The sequence below is a fragment of the Massilia sp. LXY-5 genome, assembly GCF_059801075.1.
Map to the genome: position 1 here is coordinate 63,808 of NZ_JBNNEH010000003.1, position 24,381 is coordinate 88,188.

Here is a 24,381-nt window from a genome sequence, read left to right on the forward strand (position 1 = left end):
ACTATGTTCGACATCCTGGTCTACCTCTACGAGACGTACTATCGTCCCGAAGCCTGCCCCGAGCCGGCTGCATTGGCACGCAAACTCTCCGCCGTCGGCTTCGACGACTTCGAGATCTGCGAGGCCATCGATTGGCTTACGGGTCTCACTGAAATGGCGGGCGAAGAGCTGGCCGACGTGGTCGCCTCTACCGGCACGCGTTACTACGTGGACGAGGAATATAACGAGCTCGGCAGCGCCGCGATCGGTTTCATCCAGTTCCTCGAAAGCGCCAAGCTGCTCACGCCCTTGCAGCGCGAAATCGTCATCGAGCGTGCGCTCGCGGTGGACGAATCGCCCGTTACCCTGAGCAAGCTGAAGATCATCGTGCTGATGATGATGTGGAGCCAGAACAAGGAACCGGATGCACTGATCTTCGACGACCTGTTCGGCTCCGACGACGAACAGATTCCGCGCCAGCTGCATTAATCGAACAAGCACAAACAAAAACTCCCGCACTGCGGGAGTTTTTGTTTGTGCTATTGATTTTGTTTTCGCTGCTGATTACGCAATATTCAGCGTCACATCGATGTTGCCGCGCGTTGCGTTCGAGTACGGGCACACCACGTGGGCCTTCTCCACCAGCGATTCGACGAGCTCGCGCGCCAGGCCCGGAACCGAGACATTGAGTGTCACTTCGATGCCGAAGCCGGTCGGCAGGGGACCGATGCCGACGTCGGCCGTGATTGCCGTCTCCGCCGGCAGCGCCACTTTTTCTTTTGCCGCCACGAACTTCAATGCGCCGATGAAACAAGCTGCATAGCCGGCCGCGAACAGCTGTTCCGGATTGGTGCCGGCGCCGCCTGCGCCGCCGAGTTCGCGCGGCGTGGCCAGTGCGACGCTCAGTTGCTCGTCGGACGATACGGCACGGCCATCACGGCCACCGGTGGCGGTTGCGTGGGCGACATACAAGGTTTTTTCGAGGGACATCTTTTTCTCCAAAGCGTGGTGATGAGAGGGCAGCGCCGCACCACGAAATCGGTCGCTGTCGATTAAATCGCGTGCTATCTAAATGCCCGCATTATTGCACTGCATGCGTCCACACCTGCCTTTAGCTGTGTTGCGCCAGGCTGGCGCGCAATTGCTCGAGGTCGCGCCGCATCGCCTGCAATTCTTCCGGCTTGCAGCCCGTCGCGCAAAACGCGTTTTCCGGCACCGCCCGCGCTTTCGTACGCAGCGCGCGTCCTTCCTCCGTCAGGCTGACCAGCACCTGGCGTTCGTCCTCGAGTCCGCGTTCGCGCAGCACCAGGCCTGCAGCCTGCAGGCGCTTGAGCAGCGGGGTGAGCGTGGCCGAGTCGAGGAACAGGCGCTCGCCCAGGTTCGAGACCGTCATGCCGTCGCCTTCCCACAGCACCAGCATCACCAGGTATTGCGGGTAGGTCAGGCCCAGGTCGGCCAGCAGGCGCCGGTACACCTTGGTCATCGCCAGGTTGGCCGAGTATAGGGCGAAGCACAGCTGGCTGTCGAGGCGGAGCAGGGCGTCGGTCTTGGCGGATTTGCTTGTCATGTCCGCAGTTTAGATCGCGCGCTATTCAATTGCAAGCGATTTTATTGTTTACGCAAATACCCTGGCCGGCCTCCTGCTCCGGCCAGGACGCGCTTTGCCTGCTCAGCGCTTCTTGTCCGTCCCCGCCAGCCCCGCACCGGCATCCGACGCAGGCTGCTCCGGTCCCCCACGTCCGCCCGATCCGGCGCCGCCCGACTGCAGCGAACCCGGCGCCGTCCCGGATTCTTTCGAACCGGCATGCTGTCTCTGCTCGAGTCCACCGGCGCCCGACTGCATCGAGGTACCGAGCCGGTCGGCCTCCGCCTGGGCCTGCATGCGCTGGGCTTGCTGGCGTGCGCTGCGTCCGCCGGTCTGCGAACCGGGCCCGCCGCGCGAACCGGCGTCGCTTGCCCCCATCCTGCCCGCCTGCGTACCCAGACCCACGTCCGACTGGCGGTTGCCCGCGCCGGAGCCGGGCGATTTGCCCTGCTGGCTTTCCGGCGCCACCGGCACCATTTTTTCGCGCCGCACGCTGCGGCCGTGCTCGTTCACCATGCCTTTGTGCTTGTCGCTCATGGTCGATCCTCCTGATACGGCGCGTGAGGGCGCCAACAGGCCGATCATGCGCGCGGCGCGGCGCCGCTTGTATCGGAATCATGGTGGAGGCAATGTAGGAAGGCGCCCACCGTCACCGACAAGATATCCGGGTGGCACGAGCGAAAATCCGGTCGTTGCAAGCGCGCCACGAGCGTGCGGCCGATGGCGCGCCGCACAAGGAAGGTGCAGAGCCTACTTGCGAACAGCGCGATAACGCGCTTATCATTGGCCGCTCATTCAAGACTGTTACTACTAAGACATTAGTGCCGCGATGCCGTGATGCTGCGGCCCGGCCCGGCCGCCAAAGCATGTATGATGCGCAGGCCAAATACACCATATATATAAGTACGACGAGAAACCCTATGACCAAAACCCTCATCATCGCCGAGAAGCCGTCTGTCGCGAACGACATCGCGAAGACGCTGGGCGGCTTCACCAAGCACGATGAGTATTTCGAAAACGACGAATACATCCTGTCGTCCGCCGTCGGCCACCTGCTGGAAATAGCCGTGCCCGAGGAATACGACGTCAAGCGCGGCAAGTGGAGTTTTACCCACCTGCCGATGATTCCGCCGTATTTCGCGCTGAACCCGATTCCAAAGACCGAGTCGCGCCTGAAAGTGCTGAACAAGCTCATCAAGCGCAAGGACGTCACCACCCTCATCAACGCATGTGACGCGGGCCGCGAAGGTGAACTGATCTTCCGCCTGATCGCGCAGAACGCGAAGGCGAAGCAGCCCGTGAAACGCCTGTGGCTGCAGTCGATGACGGCCAACGCGATCCGCGAAGGTTTCAAGCAGCTGCGCAGCGACGAAGAGATGCTGCCGCTGGCCGACGCTGCGCGCTGCCGTTCGGAAGCGGACTGGCTGATCGGCATCAACGGCACCCGCGCCATGACCGCCTTCAACTCGAAGGAGGGCGGGTTCTACCTGACGACCGTGGGCCGCGTGCAGACGCCGACCCTGTCGATCGTGGTCGAGCGCGAAGAAAAAATCAAGAAATTCGTCCCGCGCGACTACTGGGAAGTGCGCGCCGAGTTCGTCTGCGCCGCCGGCATCTACGAAGGCCGCTGGCTCGACCAGCAGTTCAAGAAGGACGAGAACGACCCGGAGAAGCGCCCGGAGCGTCTGTGGAGCAAGACGGCCGCCGACTCGATCGCCGCCGCCTGCCGCGGCAAGCAGGGCGTCGTCACCGAGGAATCGAAGCCGACCACCTCGATGGCGCCGGCCCTGTTCGACCTGACGAGCCTGCAGCGCGAGGCCAACGGCCGCTTCGGCTTCTCGGCCAAGAACACCCTGGGTCTGGCCCAGGCGCTGTACGAGAAGCACAAGGTGCTGACCTACCCGCGTACCGACTCGCGCCACCTGCCGGAAGACTATATCGCGACCGTCAAGGAAACGATGAACGCGCTGGCCGACACGAACAACTACAACCAGTTCGCCAAACAGGTGACGAAGAACGGCTGGGTCAAGCCGAACAAGCGCATTTTCGACAACACGAAGATTTCGGATCACTTCGCGATCATCCCGACCGGTGTCGCCCCGAAGAACCTGACCGAGCCGGAACAAAAGCTGTACGACCTCGTCACGCGCCGCTTCCTGGCCGTCTTCTTCCCGCCGGCCGAGTTCCTGGTCACGACCCGCTTCACCGAAGTCTCGGGCCACCAGTTCAAGACCGAGGGCAAGGTCATGACCAACCCGGGCTGGCTGGCCGTCTATGGCAAGGACACCACGGGCGACGACAAGGACGGCGCTACGCTGGTCCCGGTCGCGAAGGGCGAGAAGGTACTGACGGATAAAATCACTGCCAACGGCCTGGTGACGAAGCCGCCTGCGCGCTACAGTGAAGCGACGCTGCTGTCGGCCATGGAAGGCGCCGGTAAACTGGTCGACTCGGACGAGCTGCGCGATGCGATGGCCGGCAAGGGTCTCGGCACCCCGGCCACGCGCGCGGCCATCATCGAGGGCCTGCTGACCGAGAAATACCTGATCCGCGAGGGGCGCGAGCTGATCCCGACCGCCAAGGCATCGCAGCTGATGACCTTGCTGCGCGGCCTGGGCGTGAACGAACTCACCGCGCCGGAACTGACCGGCGAGTGGGAATACAAGCTGTCGCAGATGGAGAAGGGCAAGATTTCGCGCGAAGAGTTCATGCGAGAAATTGCGCAGATGACGCAAATCATCGTCAAGCGCGCCAAGGAATACGACAACGACACGATTCCGGGCGAGTACGCGACGCTGAAAACCCCGTGCCCGAACTGCGCCGGCGTGGTCAAGGAAAACTACCGCCGCTTCGCCTGTACCAAGTGCGACTTCTCGATGAGCAAGACGCCGGGCAGCCGCCAGTTCGAGATCAACGAGGTCGAAGAGCTGCTGGAAAAGCGCACCATCGGTCCGCTGCAGGGCTTCCGCTCGAAGATGGGCCGTCCGTTCGCCGCGATCCTGCGCATCGTGCGCGACGAGGAGATCAAGAACTTCAAGCTCGAATTCGATTTCGGCCAGGATTCGGCCGACGGCGAAGAGGGAGAGGGCGTGGACTTCACCGGACAGACCCCGCTCGGACCCTGCCCGAAGTGCAATGCAGGGGTCTACGAAATGGGCCTGGCCTATGTCTGCGAAAACCAGGTGGCCAAGCCGAAGACCTGCGACTTCCGCAGCGGCCGTATCATCCTGCAGCAGGAGATCCTCCCTGAGCAGATGGCGAAACTGCTCAACGACGGCAAGACGGATTTGCTGCCGGGCTTCGTGTCGCAGCGTACCCGCCGTTCCTTCAAGGCCTTCCTGACGCGGGGCAAGGACGGCAAGATCAGCTTCGAGTTCGAGGAGCGCAAGGCCAAGCCGGGCGCTAAACCGAAGGCGGCGGCAAACGATGCCGAGGCCGATGGCGCCGAGGGCGAGGGCGCAGCGACCGCGGTGAAGGCGGCGAAGAAGCCGGCCGCGAAAGCAGCCACGAAAGCGGCTGCCAAGCCGGCAGCGAAGAAAGCGGCCGCGAAAGGGACGGCTGCCAAGCCGCCTGCCAAGCGCGCCGCCGCCAGGAAGTAAGCCCGGCGAGCGGGCATAAAAAAACCGCGGCCCCCGGGTCGCGGTTTTTTTTCGTCTGTCGCTGAGTGCTGATTATCCTGTATTGTTTATACAGTTACCCGATTCGGATAAGTGTCGCGGCGTGCCGGCGCGGCGTTCGCCACTGCGCGGCTCACTCCTGCCAGTCCTGCAAGGCGCGGATCGCGGCCTCGCCGTTGCGGATCGCCTTTACCCGGCGCACGACTTCGTCGCGCCAGGCCTCGTCGGCGTCCGCATCGGCAAGATCGTCGATGTCCTGCAACAGGACACGCAGCACCTCATGCTTTTCCTCGGCATTGAGGAGCTGAATTTTTTCGCAAACTTCGGCAAGCATGGTCGACATCTTTAACCTCAATGTAATAGTGTCTCGATAATATCGCGACTTTTACCCGTTGTCGACTACAACCATGTTATCCGTGGGCTTCTTGTCGATCAGCTTGTGGTCAGGGTCGATTCCGGCGCGGCCCGGGCGGGCGGCGACGACGAAGACGATGCGCTGTGCATGGCCGGTGACCTTGCGCCGTTCGCGCGCCAAAGGGTTGCCGGCGCGGTCGTCGACGCCAAATTCGATGTAGTCGGCCAGCGGCAGGTCCTGTTCGACCGGCGCCCCGGCGCGCACCTTGGCCGCACTGGCGTGGAGCGTCACTTCGTACCTGCCATCGGCCAGCTGGCGCGCGCTGGCGCTGTCGGCGCGGTTCTCGTAGAGCACGATGTCCTCGAACAGGTCGTGCACCAGGTAGGCCTTGTCGGCCGGCGCCACCGCGCGCAGGGCCGCCGCCAGCGCCGCCATGTCGGGGGTGGGGCCGGCTTGCATGGCGAGCTTGCGCAGCACGCCGTTCACCCGCTCTTCGCCCAGCAGATCCTGCAGCAGGTAGAGCGCGATTCCGCCCTTGCTGCGGCGCAACCAGACCTCGTCCACGTAGTCGGCCAGCGGCCGTTCGCGGCTGGCCAGCGCACGGCCCATCAGGTAGGAGTGCAGGTCCTCGCGCAGGTAGCGCCGCATCGCGGACGCCCCGGCGCTGCGGCGCACCGCCATCAGCGCCGTGTATTCGGCCAGGCTGTCCGCCAGCAGGGCGCCGCCCGGCTGGCGCGCCCACCACTGGTGCGCGGTGCTCCAGGCAGCCGTGTAGAGCGGATAATCGATGCCGGCGTCCTTGCCGCTCGCCTTGCTGTCGGTGCGCGCGATGAAGGCGCCGTGTTCCGGCAGGGCGAGCATGCCCGGGAAGCCGTGCGGCCTGCCGCTCCGGCGCGGCGTCTCGACCAGGCGCAGGTCGTGCTGGCCGTAGGGCCCGAACTGGCCGGTGCCGTAGTCGAGGGCGGCGCTGGCCCCGCGCAGCAGCCGTTCGACATTCGCCTCGTGCCCGGGCGCGAAATAGGCGTCGATGGCGACGTCCTGCCAGCGCTCGTGGCGCACCGCATAGCGCGCCGAGGCGATCGCATAATCGTTCGGGATGGCGCCGTCGGAGCGGTAATGGAAGTAGCGCCGCTCATTGGCGATCCACTCGCGCTCGAGCGTGCCCGGCGCCACCGCCACCTGGTCGACGGAGGTGCCGACGATGGCGCTGAAGGCGATCTGCTGCGGCAGCGGGGCGGCCGGCGCCACGCGCGGCGGCAGGCCGTGGCGGCGGCGGTCACGCGCGTCGTCCAGCTCGACCGCGGCCTGGTAGCCGATGCGCGGCAGCGCCTCGTTCGTGAAGAAGCTGCCGTTCGTGGCCACCGGCGTGTCGCTGCCGATGCCGAGCAGGCCGCCCGGCGCGGCGCTGAGTTCGAACGCGAGCGCCAGGCGCGCGCCCGGCATCAGCGGGCGTGCCAGCCGATAGTGGAAGAAGCCGCGTTCGCGGTCGCTCGTGACCAGTGTCGCCGGCTCCGACAGGCGCGCCGCCAGGTCGGCGCCCGGCTCCTGGTACAGGATCACGTCGAGCAGCGGCGCCGCGCCGCGGTTCTGCAGCTGGTAGTGGCCCTGCACCGCCAGGATGCGGCTGCGCGGATGGAGGTCGACGCGCAGGTCGACCGTGGTGAGCGCCGGCTGCGGCAGCCGGGCGTAGCGCCGGTACAGGGTTTCGTAAGCGGCGCGGCGTGCCTCGGCGGCGTGCGTGGTGCGGTAGTTGCCCGCCACGTCCAGCTCGTACCAGAGCAGGGCGCCGGTGCCGGCGAAGATGAGCAGGCCGGCGCCGAAGGCGCCGAGGATCGGCAGCGTGAGGTTCTGGCGCGCCAGGCGCCAGCGGCTGCGCAGTTCGGCGTTCACGCCGCGCGGCCACAGCACCACGCTGGCCACCAGCAGGATCAGGGCCAGGCCGCCCCAGTACAGCGACAGCACCCGTTCGCGCAGCAGCTCGTAGCCATAGCCGTTCATGCCCGAATAGTCGAGCGGCGGGAAGCCCGTGTAGGGCAGCAGCAGGTGGTCGAGGCCGCGTCCGCGCAGGGCGATGCCCGCCACGCCGAGCGCCGCCAGCACCGCATAGCCGAGGTATTTGCGGTTGCAGAACGCCTGCACCGCGATCGCCGGCACCGCCAGCAGTGCGTACTGCGGCAGCAAAATCGTGAACAGGGTGTGCAGGTACAGGCCCGGCTCGAGCGCGAAATAGCCGCGCACCAGCTGGCACAGCATCGCCGCGAGCATCGCCAGGAACAGCAGCAGCGCCTGCATCGCGACCAGCGCCAGGGTCTTCGAGAGCGGCGCCAGCCAGCCCGGCACCGGCAGCACGTCGAACAGCTGGCTGGTCCCCGCATCGCGCTCGCGCCATACGAGCTGGCTGGCGTAGAAGACCGTCACGATCACGATATACCACGAGAACACGTCGCGTACCAGTTCCAGCATCTGCCAGGTCACGGGATAGGTGCGCGCGCCGTGCAGGCGGCCGATGTCGAAGCTGCCGACCGCGATCAGGGCCATGCCGGCCAGGGCGATCAGCGCGAAGGGCAGCGTGGCTACCGACTGGCGCAGGTGCAGCAGCGCTTCCCTGGCCAGCAGCACAACCAGGCTGCGGCGCGCGAAGTCCGGTTGCTCGCGCGTGTTGACCGCCGCCTGTGACAGGATCGGCGCCGCCTCGCTCGGGCCGCGCGGGTCCAGGCTGCGCGACTCGAGCAAACCGACCAGGTGGAAGCGCCAGTAACCGAGCAGCAGCACGGCCAGGCCGAAGCCGCACCAGATCAGGCGGTTGGCCAGATACACGCCCTCGAGCAGGACCGGGCGCGCATTGCGTTCGGCGATCGGCCAGTATTCGGTCAGGCGCAGCAGCGCCGTGGTGGCGAAGGGATCGATCAGCGCGGCCAAGGTTTTATAGTCGAAGTCGCGCGCGATCGAGGGTGCGATCGTGTAGCCCACCATCAGCACGATGCTGGCGACATACACCGGCAGCATGCGCCGCGTGAGCGCCGCCAGCACGAAGAAGATCGCCCCGAAGATGAACAGGTTGGGCAAGAGCGTCAGCAGCCAGGGCAGCACATAGGTCAGCGGCCCGGCTGCGCCGACGCGGTCGGGGTCGATCCCCGGCAGCAGGCTGCCGAGCCAGGACCCGAGCGGAATCGCTGCAAACACGAAGGCGAGGATCGCCCAGGCGCCGAGGAAGCGCCCGAACACATAGGCGTATTTCGGGATCGGGGCGCTGAAGAAGAAATGGTGCATGCCGTGCTCGAAGTCCTGCTGCACGGCGCGCCCCATGAAGGCGGCGATCACGACCACGGCCGTACAGCCGAGGAAGGCGGTCGACAAGGCCACCTGGCGCGGGCCGTCGATCAGCACGCGCGAGCCGAAGGCGACCACGGTATCCTTGAACACGCCGCCGGCGGCGGCCGTCCACAATATCGCCAGGGCGAGGAAGGCGAAGAAGCAGACCCAGGTCGATACCTGCCTGAGGCGCCCGCGCAGCTCGAACCGGGCAATGGAAAGAAGCGCTGCCATCGATCAGCAGTTCCCGGCCTGGAAGTTGTGGCGGCCGGCGATGGTGGCGAAATAGACGTCCTCCAGGCTGGCATGGGCTTCCTCGAAACCCATGCCGGGGTCGCCCTCGGCATACACATGGATCAGGGTGCGCCCGGCGCGCAGGCGCGTCGAGATCACCGTGTGCTGCTTCTGGAACAGCGGCAGGTCGGCCTTGTCGACGAAGCGCGCCCAGATGTTTTCTTCGATTCCCTCGATCAGGCGCGCCGGTTCGCCGCACAGCAGCACGTGGCCCTTGTTAATGATCGCCATGTTGGCGCACAGGTCGGCCACGTCCGAGACGATGTGGGTCGACAGCAGCACCGTCTTGTCGGCGCCGATGTCGGACAGCAGGTTGTGGAAGCGCACCCGCTCCTGCGGATCGAGGCCGGCGGTCGGCTCGTCGACGATGATCAGCTGCGGGTCCCCGATCAGGGCTTGCGCCACGCCGAAACGCTGGCGCATGCCGCCCGAGAAGGTGCCCAGCTTCTGGTGGCGCACCTCGAACAGATTCGTTTGCTGGAGCAGGCCGTCGACGACTTCGCGCCGCCGGTTGCGGTTCGCGATGCCTTTCAGCTGGGCGAAATGGTCGAGCAGCTCATAGGCGGTGACGCGCGGGTAGACCCCGAAATCCTGAGGCAGGTAGCCGAGCATGCGGCGCACCTCGTCCTTTTCGTCGAGGACGTCGATATCGTCCAGGAAGACCGAGCCGGCATCGCATTCCTGCAGTGTGGCGAGGATGCGCATCAGGGTCGACTTGCCGGCGCCGTTCGGCCCCAGCAGGCCGAACATCCCGGGCGGGATGTTCAGCGTGACCTTGTCCAGCGCCACCACGCCGTTGGCGTAGGTCTTGGACAAATTGCGGATGCGTAATTCCATGCGGACTCCAGATGAATACTTTGCAAAGCGGTCAGTTTCATTTCCGCCAAGCTTTTTTTGACGAATGCATTGTATGCCCTAATGGCTGACTCGGGCGGACCCGTGCGACGCACGGCGCACAGGGGCGGCCAGAGTGCAAAAAAGGCGGGGCAGGACGTGCTCGTTTAGCAGCGCGGCAAGCGGCAGGCACGGCGCATATAATGTGGTTTTCCCGCGACGAAGGACATCCTATGCGAGCCAACCCTTTCATCAGTCCACTCGACGACCTGATCGTCGGCTTCGACAAGGCGCTGCGCGTGGTCGGCGGCGTGGCGGCGGCCTCGCGCGCGAACCCGGCGGCGCATGCGGTCGACTGCGAACTCGACGAGCGCGAACAGCGCCACAGCGCCGGCCTGATGCGCGTGAACCATGTCGGCGAAGTCTGCGCCCAGGCGCTCTACGATTCGCAGGCGCGCCACGCGCAAAGTGCCGGCATGCGCGCCCAGTTCGAGCAGGCCGGACGTGAAGAAGAGGACCACCTGGCCTGGACCGCGCAGCGCCTGGCCGAACTCGGCTCGCAGCCGAGCGTGCTCAACCCGCTCTGGTATGCGGGCGCCTACGCAATGGGAACCGTGGCCGCCAAGCTGGGCGACGCGCGCAGCCTGGGTTTCGTCGTCGAGACCGAGCGCCAGGTCGAAGCGCACCTGAACAGCCACCTCGAACAGCTGCCGGCGGGGGACGCCAAGTCGCGCGCGATCGTCGAGCAGATGCGCCTCGATGAAGTCGCCCATGGCGATGCCGCCCAGGCCCTGGGCGCGGCGGAGATGCCGGTGCCGGTCAAGCTGATCATGCGCGCGATGTCGAAAGTGATGACGACGACGGCGTATTATTTGTAAGTCGCGGCGGGTGTAAGCGTCGGCCAACACAGCGCGAACATCCGCGTGGGCATGCCCACCCTACGTGATGCGATGATCCGTAGGGTGGGCATGCCCACGCGTTCGTGCCCGTACATACCCGAGCGTGTCAATATTTACGCGGCTTCGATAATTTCGATTGAATGCGTGATCTCCGCCATCGCCGCCAGCATGATCGAGGCCGAGCAGTACTTCTCGTGCGACAGTTTGACGGCGCGCTCGACGGCCGCCGGCTTCAGGTTCTTCCCCGTCACCACGAAGTGAAAATTGATCTTCGTGAAAATCTTCGGATCCGTCTCCGCCCGCTCGGCCTGCAGCGTGACGTCGCAGCCGATCACGTTCTCGCGCCCGCGCTTGAGGATCAGCACCACGTCGTAGGCCGTGCAGCCGCCGGTGCCGACCAGCACCATCTCCATCGGCCGCGGCGCCAGGTTGTGGCCGCCGCCTTCCGGCGCACCGTCCATCGAGACCATGTGGCCCGATCCGGTCTGGGCGCGAAAACTCATGCCCGAGGGGCCGTTCCAGCTGACTTTGACTTCCATGTGGGTTTCTCCGCTATAAGGTGGCGGTCATTGTAAAACAGCCCACCGCGGCGTGCCGGGGTGGGCTGTTTTCCTCCCTGCCGGGACAGGTTCTTAGACGGCCAGCACGTAGCGCTCGCTCTTCATGCGCCAGCCGGCGAAGGCGACGATGGCCAGCGCCGGCAGCGCCGCGCTGAAGAAGGTAAGCAGGAAGGGCAGCAGGCCGACCTCGACGCCCTTCGCCATTTCGCGCAGCAGGGTCTGGTTCGACAGCATCGGCACCGCATACATCCAGAGCGAGGTTTTCAGGTCCATCATCGAGACCACGACGCCGGGCACCATCGGCAGCAGCAGCACGATGCTGAGCGTGCTTTGCGCTTCCTTGAACGATTTCGCGTTCATCGCCAGGGCAATCTGGAGCGCGGCGGCCAGCAGCGCCAGCGGCAGGGAGACCAGGCAGACCAGTGCGATGTCGCCCCAGTTCAGGCTCCACGACATGCCCAGCTCTTCCAGCGGCAGCCAGGACAGCACCCCGTGCGCCAGCAGCAGTTCCAGGGTGAGGCCGGACACGGCGAGGAAGCCGGCCATCAGCCACTTGCCGGTGACGATCTCCCATGCGCGCGCCGGCTGGGCCATCAGCACTTCCATCGAACGCCGTTCGCGTTCGCCGGCGGTGCTGTCGATCGCGGCCGCCATGCCGCAGAAGAAAGCAGGGAAGAACAGCATGCTGAGCATCCCGCCGATCAGGCCGGCCGAGCGCGAGGCATTGGTGCCGGTGTCGTAGCGCTGCACCTGGATCGGCGCCAGCGTCGCCGGCGACACCCCGTGCGCCAGCAGGCGCGCGCTGGCCACGTTGGCGCCATAGGCTTCCAGCACGTCCTCGACTTCGCGCCGCTGCGCATTCTTCTCGGCGGCCGAGTCGTACCACAGCTCGATACGGGCAGGGCGCATTGCCGTGTAGTTGTCGGCGAATTTGTCGGACAGGCGCAGCACGCCCGCGACCTTGCCTTTCTGGAGCAGGTCCTGGATCGCCTGCTCTTCCATCGGCGGGGTGTCGCGCACCGTGATGTTCTTCTGCTTGAGCTGGGCCATCAGGGTCGGGGCCTTGCTCGAGCCGATGACCGCCAGTTCGATGCCCTCGCGCTCGGAACGGGTGGCGCGGTCGATCAGCTGCTGGATCAGGACGCCGAACATCACCGGATACATCAGCGTGAACAGCACCAGCAGGCCGACGGTGCGTTTTTCGCGCAGGGTTTCGCGCAGCTCTTTCAGGAAGATGATGAAAAATGGCGGCTTCATGCGGCAATCCCTTCTTCGCCGACCAGGCTGACGAATGCATCCTCGAGGTTTTCGATGCCGGTGCGCCGGCACAAGTCGCTTGGCGAGCCCTGCGCCACGGTATGGCCCTGTGCGATGACGATCACGTCGTCGCACAGGTGCGTCACTTCCTGCATCACGTGGGTGGCCATGATGACGCAGCAGCCGTCCTCGCGCAGCGCGATCAGGGCGCGCCGCAGCGCGCGCGTGCTCATCACGTCCAGGCCGCGGCTCGGTTCGTCGAGCAGCAGGTTGCGCGGGCGGTGCAGCAGGGTGCGCGCCAGCGCCACCTTGATCCGCTGGCCCTGCGAAAAGCCCTTGGTGCGGCGCTCGAGGATGTCGTCCATGACCAGCAGTTCCGACACCTCCTCGATCCGCGTTTTCAGGGCCGCGCCGCCAATGCCGTTCAGCTCCCCGAAGTACTGCAGGTATTCGCGCGTCGAGAGGCGCTCGTAGAGGCCGAACTGGTCGGTGAGGAAGCCGATGTTGCGGCGTACCGCCAGCGGATCCTGTTCCGGATCGGCGCCGTCGATGGCGACCGTGCCTTGGTCGCGCTTGAGCAGGCCCACCAGGGTGCGCAGCAGCGTGGTCTTGCCGGCGCCGTTGGGGCCGAGCAGGGCGGTGATCTGGCTGTCGCGCGCACTGAAGCTGACGCCGCCGAGGGCCTTCACATCGCCGAATTGTTTACGTACGTCGTGCACTTCGATCATGGGGAGCTCGCTTCAGGGTTGCGGCCCGGCGCTGCCGAGCTGGAAGGTCGGGGGCGGGATCTCGGCCAGGCATGTCGCATCGAGCGCGGCGCCCGGCTTGTCGAGGAATTCGCGCAGCAGGCGCGGCGCGCATCCGAGCTGCGAGACGCCGTGGCCGGCATTGGCCACCACCAGGTGGCGCGCATTCTTCATGTAGCGCGCCGCGCTTTCGGCACGGCGCGGCGCCGTGACCGGGTCGAGCGCGCCCGACAGCAGCAGGGCCGGCGCCTCGATCGTGGTCGGCGCGGAATACGGCACGGCCGGCACCTTCATGTCCTTGCACATGGCCGGAATGCGGCCGGTCAAGGGGCGTGTGATGGCAGCGGCATCTTCCTTCATCAGCTCCGGCGTCATGCGCGGCACGTCCTCGGCGCAGACCACGGCCAGGTAGAGCAGGGCGGCGGTGCCGCCTTCGCCGGCGAAGTCGCCGCTGATGTTGTGGCGCGCAATGAAGGGCTCCCAGCGGCCCTGGTAGGCGCTGTGGATCAGGAAGGGCAGGCGGCGCGCATCGGCCGGCGAATACAGGATGTTGTGGACGGTGCCGTTGAAGCGCTGCGCCGTCATGGTGAAGGTGACCGGCTGCGCGGTGCGCGGGTCGGCGACCGAGAGCTTGATGCCGGCCTCGGTGCGCGCGGCCAGGCTGTCGAATTCGGCGCGCAGGTTCGGATAGGCCCTGTTGCAGCCCGCGTCCTTGCGGCAGCCTTCGAACAGCTTGTCGAGCGCGGCCTGGGCATCGCGGCCGCCGGCCGGAATGACCTGGTCGGGCGCGGCTACGCCGTCGAGGATCAGCGAGCGCACGCTGGCCGGAAACGCACGCGCATAGGCCTGGCCGAGGCGGGTGCCGTACGAGCCGCCGAACAGGTTGACCTTCGTGTAGCCGAGCGCGCGCCGCACTTCCTCGAGGTCGCGCGCGGCATTCGCGGTGTTGTAGAGCGCGAACGGCGTCTTGCTGGTGCTGACGCAGCGGCGCGCCTCGGCCTCGAGTTCGGCGTCGCTCATCGTTTCCTGTCCGGGCGGCTCCTTGCAATCGAGCTTGCCCGACAATCCCGTGCCGCGCTGGTCGATGAAGACGATGTCGCGCGTGGCGCGCACGCGCTTGAAGGCGGTCGAGAGCAGCATCAGCACTTCGCTGCCGGCCTGGCCGGGCCCGCCTGCGAGCACGAACAGCGGGTCGGCCTTGGCTCCCTCGCGAAACGCCGGTGCGACTGTGACGTGGATCTTCAGATCCTTCCTGGCGGGCTGGGCGTAGTCGAGCGGCACCGGGACCGCAAGGCAGCGCAGTGACCCTTCGGAGCCGGGCAGGTGGCAGGTGCGTGCTTCGGGCCTGGATCCCGTTGCCGCGGGACCGTCGGCCGCCGGCGCGCCGCTCGAGACCAGCAGCGCCAGCACGGCGGGCAGGATGGAAGGTATTTTCACGAAGACTCCTCAGATAGTTGACTCATGGTAATTTGCTATCGTTTCTACGGTCAACAGATAGTTTCGCTAGGGAATGGTTGAGCCGAGTCTAGCCCGGTTCGCAAGGGATTGATTGTCGAATGTCATCACGCTGGCGAATTGGCGCCGTGCGAGGAGGCGTCGATGCGACAGGCTTCCTCGTGGTGTCTTGACTCATGTGGTCTGGTCGAAGTACAATCGTCGGCTTTCCATTTGCTCTGGAAAAGATAATAAGGATGAGTCCGCAGCGACAATTGCGGAACCGCCATTTGAGCAATTTACATATATTTAGGAAGTCAACATGAAAACTTTTTCCGCTAAGGGCCATGAAGTCCAGCGCGACTGGTTCGTGATTGACGCGACGGACTTGGTCCTCGGACGTGTTGCCAGCGAAGTGGCACTCCGACTGCGCGGCAAACACAAGCCAGAATTCACTCCGCACGTCGATACCGGTGACTACATCGTCGTCGTCAACGCAGGCAAACTGCGCGTGACCGGCACGAAAGCCACCAACAAGACGTACTACCGTCACTCGGGCTACCCGGGCGGTATCTACGAAACCAACTTCCTGAAAATGCAACAGCGCTTCCCGGGCCGTGCCCTGGAAAAGGCTGTCAAAGGCATGCTGCCGAAGGGCCCGCTGGGCTATGCAATGATCAAGAAGCTGAAAGTGTACGCGGAAGGCACCCACCCGCACGCAGCACAGCAACCACAAGCACTGACCCTCTAAGGAACTGACATGATCGGTAACTACAACTACGGCACCGGCCGTCGCAAGAGTGCAGTCGCTCGCGTGTTCATCAAAGCCGGCACCGGCCTGATCGTCGTGAACGGCAAGCCTGCGAACGAATACTTCTCGCGCGAAACCGGCCTGATGGTCATCCGTCAGCCGCTGGAACTGACCGGCAACGTCGAGCGTTTCGACATCAAGGTCAACGTGCACGGCGGTGGCGAATCGGGCCAGGCTGGCGCCGTCCGTCACGGCATCACCCGCGCACTGATCGACTACGACGCAGGCCTCAAGGGCGACCTGGCACGTGCCGGTTTCGTCACCCGTGACGCCCGTGAAGTCGAGCGTAAGAAAGTCGGCCTGCGTAAAGCACGTCGCGCCAAGCAGTTCTCGAAGCGTTAATCGCTTGCAGTCTTCGGGCTGCGATTGCTGGACAGAAAGCCGCCTTCGGGCGGCTTTTTTTATGCCGCGCCCGCATGCGCTGCCCCGAAAGCGATCGACTGTTAAAATTGCAGCCTCATTGCACCATTCATATTTTCAAAGGAAAGAACATGATCAAAGTTGGCATCGTTGGCGGAACCGGTTACACGGGCGTGGAATTGCTGCGGCTGTTGGCGGCCCACCCCGGCGTGGAGCTGACCGCGATCACTTCGCGCAAGGAAGACGGCCTGCCGGTGGCCGACATGTTTCCGTCGCTGCGCGGCCGCGTCAATCTGGCCTTCTCGGCGCCCGACAAGGCCGACCTGACGCAATGCGACGTGGTGTTCTTCGCCACCCCGCACGGCGTGGCCATGGCGCAAGCTCCGGCCCTGCTGGCCGCCGGCGTGAAAGTCATCGATCTCGCCGCCGACTTCCGCCTGAAGGACCGCGCGTCCTTCGAGAAATGGTACAAGATCGAGCACACGGCGCCCGAGCTGATCGAGGAAGCCGTGTACGGCCTGCCGGAACTGAACCGCGAAGACATCAAAGGGGCGCGCCTGATCGCCAACCCGGGCTGCTACCCGACGACGATGCAGCTGGGCTTCGTACCGCTCCTGAAAGCCGGCCTGATCGACGCCGGCAACCTGATCGCCGATGCGAAATCGGGTGTCTCGGGCGCCGGCCGCAAGGCGGAAATTGGCACCCTGTTCTCGGAAGCGAGCGACAATTTCAAGGCCTACGGCGTCGCCGGCCACCGCCATACCCCGGAAACCTCGGCCCAGCTGCAGCGTTTTACGGACGACAAGGTCGGCCTGATCTTCACCCCGCACCTGGTGCCGATGATCCGCGGCATGCACGCCACCCTGTACGCGCGCCTGACGAAGGACGTCACGGATGAGCAGCTGCAGGCGCTGTTCGAGGAAACCTATGCCGATTCGCCTTTCGTCGACGTCATGCCTTTCGGCTCGCACCCGGAAACCCGCTCGACGCGCGGCTCGAACATGCTGCGCCTGGCGCTGCACCGTCCGGAGGGCGGCAACACCGTCGTCATCCTGGTGGTGCAGGACAACCTGGTGAAGGGCGCTTCCGGCCAGGCCGTACAGTGCATGAACCTGATGTTCGGCTTTGACGAGACGACCGGCTTGCAGCAGATCGCGCTGCTGCCCTAAGCTCGTTGCATAACTGAAGAGCATTCCTGTGGCGTTGCCGCCCTGCACTAGCTGACAAGAGCTAGATCAAGGCGGCAACTGATGAGATCGGTAAATTGACCGATGGGTTGATCGGTTTTTTCCGATCACAACATCTATCTCTCAGGGGTGCCACCATGTTCGGTCGCAATGCAAAAAGCGAAATTGACAGCCTGATCGGCATCGCTGCCCGGATCGAGGGCGACCTGTGCTTCAGCGGCGGCCTGCGCATCGACGGCGAAGTGCACGGCAACGTGATCGCCAGCGAAGGCGTGGACAGCGTGCTGATCGTTTCCGAGCACGCGCGCATCGAGGGTGAAGTGCGCTGTGCCAACCTGGTCGTCAATGGATTCATCGCCGGATCGGTTTTTTCCACGGAACTACTTGAATTACAGCCGAAAGGCCGCATTCATGGTGATGTCCATTACAAGCTGCTCGAGATGCACGGCGGCGCCCTGGTTACCGGCAAGCTCACGCACCAGCCGGCGGGCGAGCCCGTGTTCCACCTGGCCGTGGCGGAGGCCTCTCAGGCATGACCGTCACGAACAGTCTATAATGGAATAAATTTGAATCCAATCAGGAGTTTATCCATGACTGCAGTGGCCGAAGTAGTAGACTTTGACACCATCCCGACCCCTATCGTCTTCACCGATAGCGCCGCTGAAAAAGTGGCGCAACTGATCGAGGAAGAGGGCAATCCCGACCTGAAACTGCGCGTCTTCGTGCAGGGTGGCGGCTGCTCGGGCTTCCAGTACGGCTTCACCTTCGACGAAATCGTCAACGAAGACGACACGACCATGGAGAAGAACGGCGTGCAGCTGCTGATCGACTCGATGAGCTACCAGTACCTCGTCGGCGCCGAAATCGACTACAAGGATGACCTGGAGGGCGCCCAGTTCGTCATCAAGAACCCGAACGCGACCAGCACCTGCGGCTGCGGTTCGTCGTTCTCGGCGTAAGTGTTACGCTAACCCGGCCTGGCCGGGTGTCGTTATCAGATCCGGGCAATGCCCGGATTTGTTTTTTGCGCCTTGGGTTGTGGGTGGCACGCTTTTGTAGGGTGGGCTCCGCCCACGCCGGCTATCACCTGCACAGACGCGACTTTATACGTGCGAGCGCCATATCGCATGCAAGGTGGCGTTGCGCGTGTAAAGCCGCAGCCGTGCAAAGGATGAAGCGCGTGGGCGGAGCCCACCCTGCCACTGCGATTGCTCTACCTGCATCTAGGCAGGATACAGTGCGCCTAAAATTCGCAGCCCCTTCGCTCCCGTCACCGCCGGCATGTTGCCCGGCTGGCGCTCATTGAACCGATAGCCCAGCCAGGCGAACGCCAGCGCCTCGACCCGGTTCGGCGCGATGCCGAGTTCTGCCGTCGATTCCACCAGCACATGGCCGCCGAGAGCGGCCGCCAGCATGCGCAGCAGCGTGCCGTTGTAGGCGCCGCCGCCGCAGACATAGACGGCGTCGACGCGCACGTTCTCGGCCAGGATGGCGTTGGCGATCGTCTGCGCGGTCAGGGCGGTCAGGCTCGCCTGCACGTCGGCCGCGGGGAGGCTCGAGAAGCCCGCCAGGTGCGCATCGAGCCATTCCATGTGGAAAAGGTCGCGCCCCGTGCTCTTCGGCGCCGGCTGATGGAAATACGGTTCTTCCAGCAAGGTCGCCAGCAGGGCGGCGTCCACCGTCCCGCTCGCGCCCCAGGCGCCACCCTCGTCGTATTCCTTGCCTTGATGGCGTCCGATCCAGCCGTCCATCAGCACATTGCCCGGCCCGGTGTCGTAGCCGGTGACGCGGCCGTCTTCGTGCAGCATGCTGATGTTGCCGATGCCGCCGATATTCACCACCACGCGCGTCGTCCCCGGCTTGCCGAAGGCGGCCGCGTGAAACGCCGGCACCAGCGGCGCACCCTGGCCGCCAGCCGCGATGTCGCGGCTGCGGAAGTCGGCAATGACGTCGATGCCCGTCAGTTCGGCCAGCAGCGAGGGATTATTTGTCTGGCGCGTAAAACCGAGTTCGGGCCGGTGGCGCACGGTCTGGCCGTGCACGGCAACGGCGGCAACCTGTCCAGGCGCGTGCGCCTTCAAGGCCTCGACGCACTCGGCATAGGCCTGCGCCAGCCCGTTGGCGGCGATCGCCTCGCGCTCGATCTCGTTCTGTCCGTTTGCCTGCAAGGCCATCAGCTCGGCGCGCAGGGTGGCCGGGAAGGGGATAAACGCGGCCTCGAGGGTGCGGATGCTGCCGTCGGCGAAATCGGCCAGCACGCCGTCCACGCCGTCCAGGCTGGTGCCTGACATCAGGCCAATGTAAAGGGAAGAGGAGGAATTGTTCGTCATCATGTGCCCATCATAATCGAGACCCACGTAAAAACGCCTTCCGTGCCATGAAGCAGGGAAGGCGTTTTACGAAGATGCGTGAGGCGCTTAGCGGGCAGCCATGGCGTTGCCGCCCGGGGTCAGCAGCGAGAAGCGGTGGTTCATTTCCGCGGCAGCCATCCGGAAGCGGGCCAGTTCGCCCTTGCTCAGGGGAGCGGCCATCAGGTCTTTCAGCGTGCTCGGATCGCGTGCGACATCGGCGACGCGGAATTCGTAGTGCAGGTGCGCGCCGGTCGACCAGCCGGTCGAGCCGACGAAGCCGATAACCTGGCCTTGCGTGACCTTGGCGCCCTTGCGCAGGCCGTTGATGCGGCTCATGTGGGCGTAGGCGGTGCTGTAGTTCGACCAGTGCTTCAGGACGACCATGTTGCCGTAGCCGTTAGAGACACCGGCGAAGTCGACGGTGCCGTCGCCGGCGGCGCGGATTGGGGTGCCGGTCGGGGCTGCGAAATCGATGCCCTTGTGTGCTTTCCACTCGCCCGAGATCGGGTGCACGCGGTTGGCGAAGCCCGACGAGACGCGGGTGAATTCGAGCGGCGACTTGAGGAAGGCTTTTTTCAGCGACTTGCCGTCCAGGCTGTAGTAGCCGCCCTGCCTGGTGACCGGGTCTTCGAACCACACGGCCTGGTAGCTGGCGCCGCGGTTGATGAATTCGCCTGCCAGGATGCGGCCGGTTTTCACCAGTTCGCCGTCGAGCCAGAAGGTTTCGTAGACAACATTGAAACGGTCGCCGCGCTTCAGGTCGCCGCGGAAGTCGATGTTGGTCGAGAACATCTTGATGATTTCGCCGACCACCGAATCCGGAATCGAGCCGCCGTCGACGTTCGCGTCGGTGGCAGCGTAGAGCGAGGAATTGGTGATTTCGCGCGAACGCATTTCGACGCGGCGCTCGAGCTTGGCAGGGGCTTCGCTTGCCTTGAAACTGTCGCCACGGCGGACGATGGTGAGCGTGGTCGGCTCGCTGTTCTTGTCGGTCAGGGTGGCGCGCAGCGACAGCAGTTCGCCGTTCTCGTCGGTCTCGGCCTGCAGGCGCTTGCCGTTTTTCAAGGACAGGAGGCGGCGGGCGAGTTTATCGGAACGGATGAAGTTCTGGGCCTGCGCATCGTTCACGCCAAGGCGGCCGAGCATGGTGCCGATAGAATCACCCGAACGCACGCGCTCTTCGTGGATGAATTGCTGCTCGTCCTGTTGCAGGGCGCTGATCTGGTCGGCGAGATTGGGCAGGGCCAGGTGTTCGGAGACGGACACGACCTGGACGTTGCTGTCGTCCTGGGTGATCGGAGCGGTCGCAACAGCGCCAAACGCGCACAGTGCGAGAGCAAGGGCGCCGGCGCCGACGATACGAGTTTTACGGCTCGTATTGGCCAGGCTCAACAGGCTTTTGCGGGTGAATTTATGTATTGGGTTCATGCAATCAGTTAAAATTTACCGCTTGAACTTAGGACCGCTATTTTTCTTGTTGTTTTAAAAAGTTTTCTTGCAGCAAGATTGATGGGATCGAGCATTGTACCAAAATATGCGCTCCTACAACCGTTTTAGCCAAACTCCTACAAAGAATTTATGACAGACTCCGCGTCTTGTAGTAATAACAACTCCGCTTCCGCCACCGCTGTGCCTCTGTCCGACAAGGTCCAGGAAGCGCTCGCCATCACCAAGCGCGGTGTCGACGAACTGCTGATCGAAAGCGAATTCGTGCAGAAGCTGGTGCGCTCGGAAAAGACCGGCACGCCGCTCCGTATCAAGCTGGGCCTGGACCCGACCGCCCCCGACCTGCACCTGGGCCATACCGTGGTACTGAACAAGCTGCGCCAGCTCCAGAACCTGGGCCACCAGGTGATTTTCCTGATTGGCGACTTCACCTCGATGATTGGCGATCCGTCGGGCCGTAACGTCACGCGCCCGCCGCTCACCCGCGAGCAGGTCGAGGAAAACGCCATGACCTATTTCCGTCAGGCTTCCCTCGTGCTCGACGCCGAGCGCACCGAAATGCGCTACAACTCCGAGTGGTGCGACCCCCTCGGCGCGCGCGGCATGATTCAATTGGCCTCGCGCTACACCGTCGCCCGCATGATGGAACGCGACGACTTCACCAAGCGCTACAAGAGTGGGACTCCGATTGCCGTCCATGAGTTCCTGTATCCCTTGATGCAGGGCTACGATTCGGTCGCTTTGAAGTCAGACCTTGAGCTAGGTGGAACAGACCAGAAATTTAATTTGCTGGTTGGACGCGAACTCCAGAAGGACTATGGGCAAGAGCCACAGTGCATCCTGACCATGCCGCTGCTCGAAGGCCTGGACGGCGTCGAGAAAATGTCCAAGTCGAAGAACAATTACATCGGCATCACCGAAGCGCCGAACACGATGTTCGCCAAGCTGATGAGCATTTCGGACGTGATGATGTGGCGCTATTTCGAGCTGCTGTCCTTCCGCTCGCTGGACGACATCGCCGCCCTGAAGGCCGCCGTCGAGGGCGGCGCCAACCCGCGCGACGCCAAAGTGGCGCTGGGCAAGGAGATCGTCGCCCGCTTCCATTCGGCCCAGGCGGCCGAGGATGCGCTGGCCGACTTCGTCAACCGCTCGAAGGGCGGCATCCCGGACGACGTGCCGGAAGTCGCCGTCTCGGGCGCGCCGCTGGGCGTGGCGCAGCTGCTGAAGGCAGCCGGCCTGTGCGCCTCGACCTCGGAAGCCATGCGCATGGTCGACCAGGGCGGCGTGCGCATCGACGGCAATGTCGTCAGCGACAAGAATCTGAAAGTCGACGCCGGCCAGTTCGTGATGCAGGTGGGCAAGCGCAAGTTCGCGCGAGTCAGCTTTACGGCATGATCGGGCTGCTGCAACGCGTCAGCCACGCCAGCGTCGTGGTCGAGGGCGCGACGGTCGGCGCCATCGACGCCGGCCTGATGGTGCTGGTCTGCGCCGAGAAGGGCGATACCGAGCGCGAAGCGGACGCCCTGCTGACCAAATTGCTGGGCTACCGGGTGTTTTCCGACGAGGCCGGCAAAATGAACCGCAGCGTCACCGATACCGAAGGCGCACTGCTGCTCGTGCCGCAGTTCACGCTGGCGGCCGATACCCGCTCCGGCACCCGTCCTTCGTTTTCGCCGGCGGCCAGCCCCGACGACGGGCGTCGCCTGTTCGATTATTTCGTGCGCCAGGCGCGGCAGCGCCATGGCAAAGTGGAGACCGGTCAATTCGGCGCAGACATGAAAGTGAGCCTGACGAACGACGGTCCGGTGACCATCTGGCTGCGTGTTGATCCGGTCGTTGTTTCGCGTTGAAACCCCGGTAGCAGCGCACGGTCAATACAACATACAAGGAGGTTCAGTGGGGGAGTCGAAGATGAACATCTGGAGCGATTCATTTACTGAAGGCGGCATGATTCCGCCGGAGTGCGCGTTCGCGGTCATCGATCCGCAAGCGCACGTACGCTTGTCGAACAATCGCAATCCCCACCTGGCCTGGGACGGCGTGCCGGCTGGTACCCAGTCGCTGGCGATCCTGTGCGTCGATGGCGATGCGCCGACCGACGGCACCGACGTCAACAAGGAAGGGAAGGTCGTGCCGGAGTCGCTCAAGCGTGCCGATTTCCATCACTGGGCGCTGGTCGACATCCCGCCGAGCCTGAAGGCGATCGAAGAGGGCCAGTTCTCCGACATGATCACGCCGGGCGGCAAGAGCGGCCCGAACGTCCCTTTCCTCGTCAAGAACGGCACCGAGCACCAGCTGCGCCAGGGCGTCAACGACTACACCGGCTGGTTCGCGTCGGATCCGGCCATGGCCGGCGAATACTTCGGCTACGACGGCCCGTGCCCGCCATGGAACGACGAGCGCGTTCACACCTATGTGTTTACAATCTATGCGCTCGACATCGCCGAATTTCCGCTCGAGGGCAGTTTTACCTGTGCCGAGGCAAGGGCGGCGCTGAGTGGCCACATTCTCGACGAAGCGCAGATCTACGGCGTCTATTCGCTCAATCCTGAGGTCGCAGCGACGCTTTCTACCTGATCATTTCACCTCGCCCGGCTTTCCGGGCGCATTCTGGACCGCATGCATAACGACACCCCTACCCGGATCGTGCTGATCCGTCATGGCGAAACCGCCTGGAACGCCGAACGCCGCCTGCAGGGCCACCTCGACATCGACCTGAACGAAGAAGGGCAGCGCCAGGCGCGCGCCCTGGCGGCCAGCCTGGCCAACGAACATTTCGACGTCCTCGTCTCGAGCGACCTGGCGCGTGCCAGCCAGACCGCCAAGGCCCTCGGCGACGTCATTGGCTTGCCCCTCTATATAGATGGGCGCCTGCGCGAGCGCTGCTATGGCGGCTTCGAGGGCTTGCTGTACGCCGACATCGCCGAACGCTTCCCCAAGGAATTCGCAGCCTGGCAGGGGCGCGACGTCGATGCCCAGCTGCCGCCGGGGCAGAACCGGGGCGAATCCTTCCGCGAGTTCTATGACCGGGTAATCGGCGCCGTGCTCGGCTGGGCAGAGGACAATCCAGGTAAATCGCTGGCGATCGTCGCCCACGGCGGCGTGCTCGAATGCATTTATCGGGCTGCACTCGGCCTGTCGCTGGAAACGCCGCGCGATTTCAAGGTCCTCAATGCCAGCGTCAACCGGTTTACGGTGCAGGGCGGCAAGCTGGAGCTGGTCAGCTGGGGCGAGGTCGCCCATTTGCAGCCGGCCGTTCTCGACGATATCTAATTGTAGGGTGGGCTCTTGAGCCCACGCGGTGATACGTACGGGCTTCGATGTCGTGCTCGACGATCTCGGCGTAGCGTATCA

The 24,381-nt window shown here is 64.4% G+C and carries 24 protein-coding genes; 12 read left to right on the forward strand and 12 right to left on the reverse strand.

Translation table 11 applies throughout. The annotated features are described in order from the left end of the window. Positions 1–3: 3 nt before the first annotated feature. Positions 4–468: a Smg family protein gene (locus ACI48I_RS09285; protein ID WP_136223162.1), complete on the forward strand. Its 465-nt coding sequence runs from the start codon at positions 4–6 to the stop codon at positions 466–468. A 75-nt stretch (positions 469–543) separates the two neighbouring features. Here the strand turns inward: ACI48I_RS09285 and ACI48I_RS09290 are convergent, their stop codons facing one another. The 3 genes from ACI48I_RS09290 to ACI48I_RS09300 form a co-directional block, all read right to left on the reverse strand. Further along, complete coding sequence (locus ACI48I_RS09290) at positions 544–969, reverse strand: organic hydroperoxide resistance protein (RefSeq protein ID WP_193687172.1); 426 nt, start codon at positions 967–969, stop codon at positions 544–546. Between the two features lie 121 nt (positions 970–1,090). Further along, positions 1,091–1,546, reverse strand: coding sequence for a MarR family winged helix-turn-helix transcriptional regulator (locus tag ACI48I_RS09295; protein ID WP_193687171.1), 456 nt, complete (start codon positions 1,544–1,546; stop codon positions 1,091–1,093). A 102-nt stretch (positions 1,547–1,648) separates the two neighbouring features. Beyond that, positions 1,649–2,101 (reverse strand): hypothetical protein, encoded by a 453-nt coding sequence (locus tag ACI48I_RS09300; RefSeq protein WP_498574003.1) that lies wholly within the window; start codon positions 2,099–2,101, stop codon positions 1,649–1,651. Positions 2,102–2,484: 383 nt separating this feature from the next. Between ACI48I_RS09300 and ACI48I_RS09305 the strand changes: the two genes are divergently transcribed. Beyond that, complete coding sequence (locus tag ACI48I_RS09305) at positions 2,485–5,163, forward strand: DNA topoisomerase III (protein ID WP_193687169.1); 2,679 nt, start codon at positions 2,485–2,487, stop codon at positions 5,161–5,163. A 151-nt stretch (positions 5,164–5,314) separates the two neighbouring features. Here the strand turns inward: ACI48I_RS09305 and ACI48I_RS09310 are convergent, their stop codons facing one another. Genes ACI48I_RS09310 through ACI48I_RS09320 form a run of 3 tightly spaced genes read right to left on the reverse strand, consistent with a single transcriptional unit; the run spans position 5,315 to position 9,979 of the window. Then, positions 5,315–5,515, reverse strand: coding sequence for an addiction module protein (locus ACI48I_RS09310; protein ID WP_227496591.1), 201 nt, complete (start codon positions 5,513–5,515; stop codon positions 5,315–5,317). A gap of 51 nt (positions 5,516–5,566) precedes the next feature. Then, complete coding sequence (locus ACI48I_RS09315) at positions 5,567–9,082, reverse strand: ABC transporter permease (RefSeq protein ID WP_498574004.1); 3,516 nt, start codon at positions 9,080–9,082, stop codon at positions 5,567–5,569. Positions 9,083–9,085: 3 nt separating this feature from the next. After that, the gene (locus ACI48I_RS09320; protein WP_193687166.1) at positions 9,086–9,979 is read right to left on the reverse strand and encodes an ABC transporter ATP-binding protein; all 894 of its coding nucleotides are present in this window, start codon (positions 9,977–9,979) and stop codon (positions 9,086–9,088) included. A 230-nt stretch (positions 9,980–10,209) separates the two neighbouring features. Between ACI48I_RS09320 and coq7 the strand changes: the two genes are divergently transcribed. Beyond that, entirely contained in the window at positions 10,210–10,854 is a 645-nt protein-coding gene (gene coq7 / locus ACI48I_RS09325; RefSeq protein ID WP_193687165.1) for a 2-polyprenyl-3-methyl-6-methoxy-1,4-benzoquinone monooxygenase, read from the forward strand. 134 nt (positions 10,855–10,988) lie between these two features. Here the strand turns inward: coq7 and ACI48I_RS09330 are convergent, their stop codons facing one another. From ACI48I_RS09330 to ACI48I_RS09345, 4 genes are all read right to left on the reverse strand, one after another. Then, positions 10,989–11,414: an OsmC family protein gene (locus tag ACI48I_RS09330; RefSeq protein WP_498574005.1), complete on the reverse strand. Its 426-nt coding sequence runs from the start codon at positions 11,412–11,414 to the stop codon at positions 10,989–10,991. Positions 11,415–11,507: 93 nt separating this feature from the next. Beyond that, positions 11,508–12,692, reverse strand: a complete 1,185-nt coding sequence (locus tag ACI48I_RS09335; protein WP_193687163.1) for an ABC transporter permease — start codon at positions 12,690–12,692, stop codon at positions 11,508–11,510. Beyond that, the gene (locus ACI48I_RS09340; protein WP_498574006.1) at positions 12,689–13,420 is read right to left on the reverse strand and encodes an ABC transporter ATP-binding protein; all 732 of its coding nucleotides are present in this window, start codon (positions 13,418–13,420) and stop codon (positions 12,689–12,691) included. Before ACI48I_RS09340 ends, ACI48I_RS09335 begins: the two co-directional genes overlap by 4 nt. 12 nt (positions 13,421–13,432) lie before the next feature. Further along, positions 13,433–14,875 (reverse strand): alpha/beta hydrolase, encoded by a 1,443-nt coding sequence (locus ACI48I_RS09345; protein WP_498574007.1) that lies wholly within the window; start codon positions 14,873–14,875, stop codon positions 13,433–13,435. A 319-nt stretch (positions 14,876–15,194) separates the two neighbouring features. On the opposite strand from ACI48I_RS09345, the gene rplM reads away from it, so the two are divergent. The 5 genes from rplM to erpA all read left to right on the forward strand — a co-directional run bounded on the left by rplM (position 15,195) and on the right by erpA (position 18,189). Beyond that, the gene (gene rplM, locus ACI48I_RS09350) at positions 15,195–15,623 is read left to right on the forward strand and encodes a 50S ribosomal protein L13 (RefSeq protein WP_056338863.1); all 429 of its coding nucleotides are present in this window, start codon (positions 15,195–15,197) and stop codon (positions 15,621–15,623) included. Between the two features lie 9 nt (positions 15,624–15,632). Next, positions 15,633–16,025 (forward strand): 30S ribosomal protein S9, encoded by a 393-nt coding sequence (gene rpsI, locus ACI48I_RS09355; RefSeq protein WP_027865814.1) that lies wholly within the window; start codon positions 15,633–15,635, stop codon positions 16,023–16,025. A gap of 149 nt (positions 16,026–16,174) precedes the next feature. Beyond that, positions 16,175–17,212, forward strand: a complete 1,038-nt coding sequence (gene argC, locus ACI48I_RS09360; RefSeq protein ID WP_498574008.1) for an N-acetyl-gamma-glutamyl-phosphate reductase — start codon at positions 16,175–16,177, stop codon at positions 17,210–17,212. Between the two features lie 155 nt (positions 17,213–17,367). Then, positions 17,368–17,766: a bactofilin family protein gene (locus ACI48I_RS09365; RefSeq protein WP_193688831.1), complete on the forward strand. Its 399-nt coding sequence runs from the start codon at positions 17,368–17,370 to the stop codon at positions 17,764–17,766. A 54-nt stretch (positions 17,767–17,820) separates the two neighbouring features. Beyond that, positions 17,821–18,189 carry an iron-sulfur cluster insertion protein ErpA gene (erpA, locus tag ACI48I_RS09370; protein ID WP_136220584.1) on the forward strand — a complete coding sequence of 123 codons (369 nt, stop codon included), beginning with the start codon at positions 17,821–17,823 and terminating at the stop codon, positions 18,187–18,189. 264 nt (positions 18,190–18,453) lie between these two features. Here erpA and ACI48I_RS09375 read toward each other — a convergent pair whose 3' ends face one another. Both ACI48I_RS09375 and ACI48I_RS09380 read right to left on the reverse strand, forming a co-directional pair. Next, positions 18,454–19,563: an anhydro-N-acetylmuramic acid kinase gene (locus tag ACI48I_RS09375; protein ID WP_498574009.1), complete on the reverse strand. Its 1,110-nt coding sequence runs from the start codon at positions 19,561–19,563 to the stop codon at positions 18,454–18,456. A gap of 84 nt (positions 19,564–19,647) precedes the next feature. Then, on the reverse strand, positions 19,648–21,009 hold the full coding sequence (locus tag ACI48I_RS09380; protein WP_498574010.1) for a peptidoglycan DD-metalloendopeptidase family protein: 1,362 nt from the start codon (positions 21,007–21,009) through the stop codon (positions 19,648–19,650). A 150-nt stretch (positions 21,010–21,159) separates the two neighbouring features. On the opposite strand from ACI48I_RS09380, the gene tyrS reads away from it, so the two are divergent. The 4 genes from tyrS to ACI48I_RS09400 all read left to right on the forward strand — a co-directional run bounded on the left by tyrS (position 21,160) and on the right by ACI48I_RS09400 (position 24,300). Beyond that, positions 21,160–22,422, forward strand: coding sequence for a tyrosine--tRNA ligase (gene tyrS / locus ACI48I_RS09385; protein ID WP_193687157.1), 1,263 nt, complete (start codon positions 21,160–21,162; stop codon positions 22,420–22,422). After that, positions 22,419–22,877: a D-aminoacyl-tRNA deacylase gene (dtd, locus tag ACI48I_RS09390; RefSeq protein ID WP_498574011.1), complete on the forward strand. Its 459-nt coding sequence runs from the start codon at positions 22,419–22,421 to the stop codon at positions 22,875–22,877. Before tyrS ends, dtd begins: the two co-directional genes overlap by 4 nt. 61 nt (positions 22,878–22,938) lie before the next feature. After that, a complete protein-coding gene (locus ACI48I_RS09395) occupies positions 22,939–23,604 on the forward strand; it encodes a YbhB/YbcL family Raf kinase inhibitor-like protein (protein WP_498574012.1) in 666 nt (221 codons plus the stop codon). Between the two features lie 42 nt (positions 23,605–23,646). Continuing rightward, positions 23,647–24,300 carry a histidine phosphatase family protein gene (locus ACI48I_RS09400; RefSeq protein WP_193687154.1) on the forward strand — a complete coding sequence of 218 codons (654 nt, stop codon included), beginning with the start codon at positions 23,647–23,649 and terminating at the stop codon, positions 24,298–24,300. Positions 24,301–24,381: the final 81 nt, after the last annotated feature.

Excerpts from the sequence above, each read along its gene's own strand:
- ACI48I_RS09285 (WP_136223162.1), top strand. The coding sequence starts at position 4 with ATGTTCGACATCCTGGTCTACCTCTACGAGACGTACTATCGTCCCGAA.
- ACI48I_RS09290 (WP_193687172.1), bottom strand. The coding sequence starts at position 969 with ATGTCCCTCGAAAAAACCTTGTATGTCGCCCACGCAACCGCCACCGGT.
- ACI48I_RS09295 (WP_193687171.1), bottom strand. The coding sequence starts at position 1,546 with ATGACAAGCAAATCCGCCAAGACCGACGCCCTGCTCCGCCTCGACAGC.
- ACI48I_RS09300 (WP_498574003.1), bottom strand. The coding sequence starts at position 2,101 with ATGAGCGACAAGCACAAAGGCATGGTGAACGAGCACGGCCGCAGCGTG.
- ACI48I_RS09305 (WP_193687169.1), top strand. The coding sequence starts at position 2,485 with ATGACCAAAACCCTCATCATCGCCGAGAAGCCGTCTGTCGCGAACGAC.
- ACI48I_RS09310 (WP_227496591.1), bottom strand. The coding sequence starts at position 5,515 with ATGCTTGCCGAAGTTTGCGAAAAAATTCAGCTCCTCAATGCCGAGGAA.
- ACI48I_RS09315 (WP_498574004.1), bottom strand. The coding sequence starts at position 9,082 with ATGGCAGCGCTTCTTTCCATTGCCCGGTTCGAGCTGCGCGGGCGCCTC.
- ACI48I_RS09320 (WP_193687166.1), bottom strand. The coding sequence starts at position 9,979 with ATGGAATTACGCATCCGCAATTTGTCCAAGACCTACGCCAACGGCGTG.
- coq7 (WP_193687165.1), top strand. The coding sequence starts at position 10,210 with ATGCGAGCCAACCCTTTCATCAGTCCACTCGACGACCTGATCGTCGGC.
- ACI48I_RS09330 (WP_498574005.1), bottom strand. The coding sequence starts at position 11,414 with ATGGAAGTCAAAGTCAGCTGGAACGGCCCCTCGGGCATGAGTTTTCGC.
- ACI48I_RS09335 (WP_193687163.1), bottom strand. The coding sequence starts at position 12,692 with ATGAAGCCGCCATTTTTCATCATCTTCCTGAAAGAGCTGCGCGAAACC.
- ACI48I_RS09340 (WP_498574006.1), bottom strand. The coding sequence starts at position 13,420 with ATGATCGAAGTGCACGACGTACGTAAACAATTCGGCGATGTGAAGGCC.
- rplM (WP_056338863.1), top strand. The coding sequence starts at position 15,195 with ATGAAAACTTTTTCCGCTAAGGGCCATGAAGTCCAGCGCGACTGGTTC.
- rpsI (WP_027865814.1), top strand. The coding sequence starts at position 15,633 with ATGATCGGTAACTACAACTACGGCACCGGCCGTCGCAAGAGTGCAGTC.
- argC (WP_498574008.1), top strand. The coding sequence starts at position 16,175 with ATGATCAAAGTTGGCATCGTTGGCGGAACCGGTTACACGGGCGTGGAA.
- ACI48I_RS09365 (WP_193688831.1), top strand. The coding sequence starts at position 17,368 with ATGTTCGGTCGCAATGCAAAAAGCGAAATTGACAGCCTGATCGGCATC.
- erpA (WP_136220584.1), top strand. The coding sequence starts at position 17,821 with ATGACTGCAGTGGCCGAAGTAGTAGACTTTGACACCATCCCGACCCCT.
- ACI48I_RS09375 (WP_498574009.1), bottom strand. The coding sequence starts at position 19,563 with ATGATGACGAACAATTCCTCCTCTTCCCTTTACATTGGCCTGATGTCA.
- ACI48I_RS09380 (WP_498574010.1), bottom strand. The coding sequence starts at position 21,009 with ATGAACCCAATACATAAATTCACCCGCAAAAGCCTGTTGAGCCTGGCC.
- tyrS (WP_193687157.1), top strand. The coding sequence starts at position 21,160 with ATGACAGACTCCGCGTCTTGTAGTAATAACAACTCCGCTTCCGCCACC.
- dtd (WP_498574011.1), top strand. The coding sequence starts at position 22,419 with ATGATCGGGCTGCTGCAACGCGTCAGCCACGCCAGCGTCGTGGTCGAG.
- ACI48I_RS09395 (WP_498574012.1), top strand. The coding sequence starts at position 22,939 with ATGAACATCTGGAGCGATTCATTTACTGAAGGCGGCATGATTCCGCCG.
- ACI48I_RS09400 (WP_193687154.1), top strand. The coding sequence starts at position 23,647 with ATGCATAACGACACCCCTACCCGGATCGTGCTGATCCGTCATGGCGAA.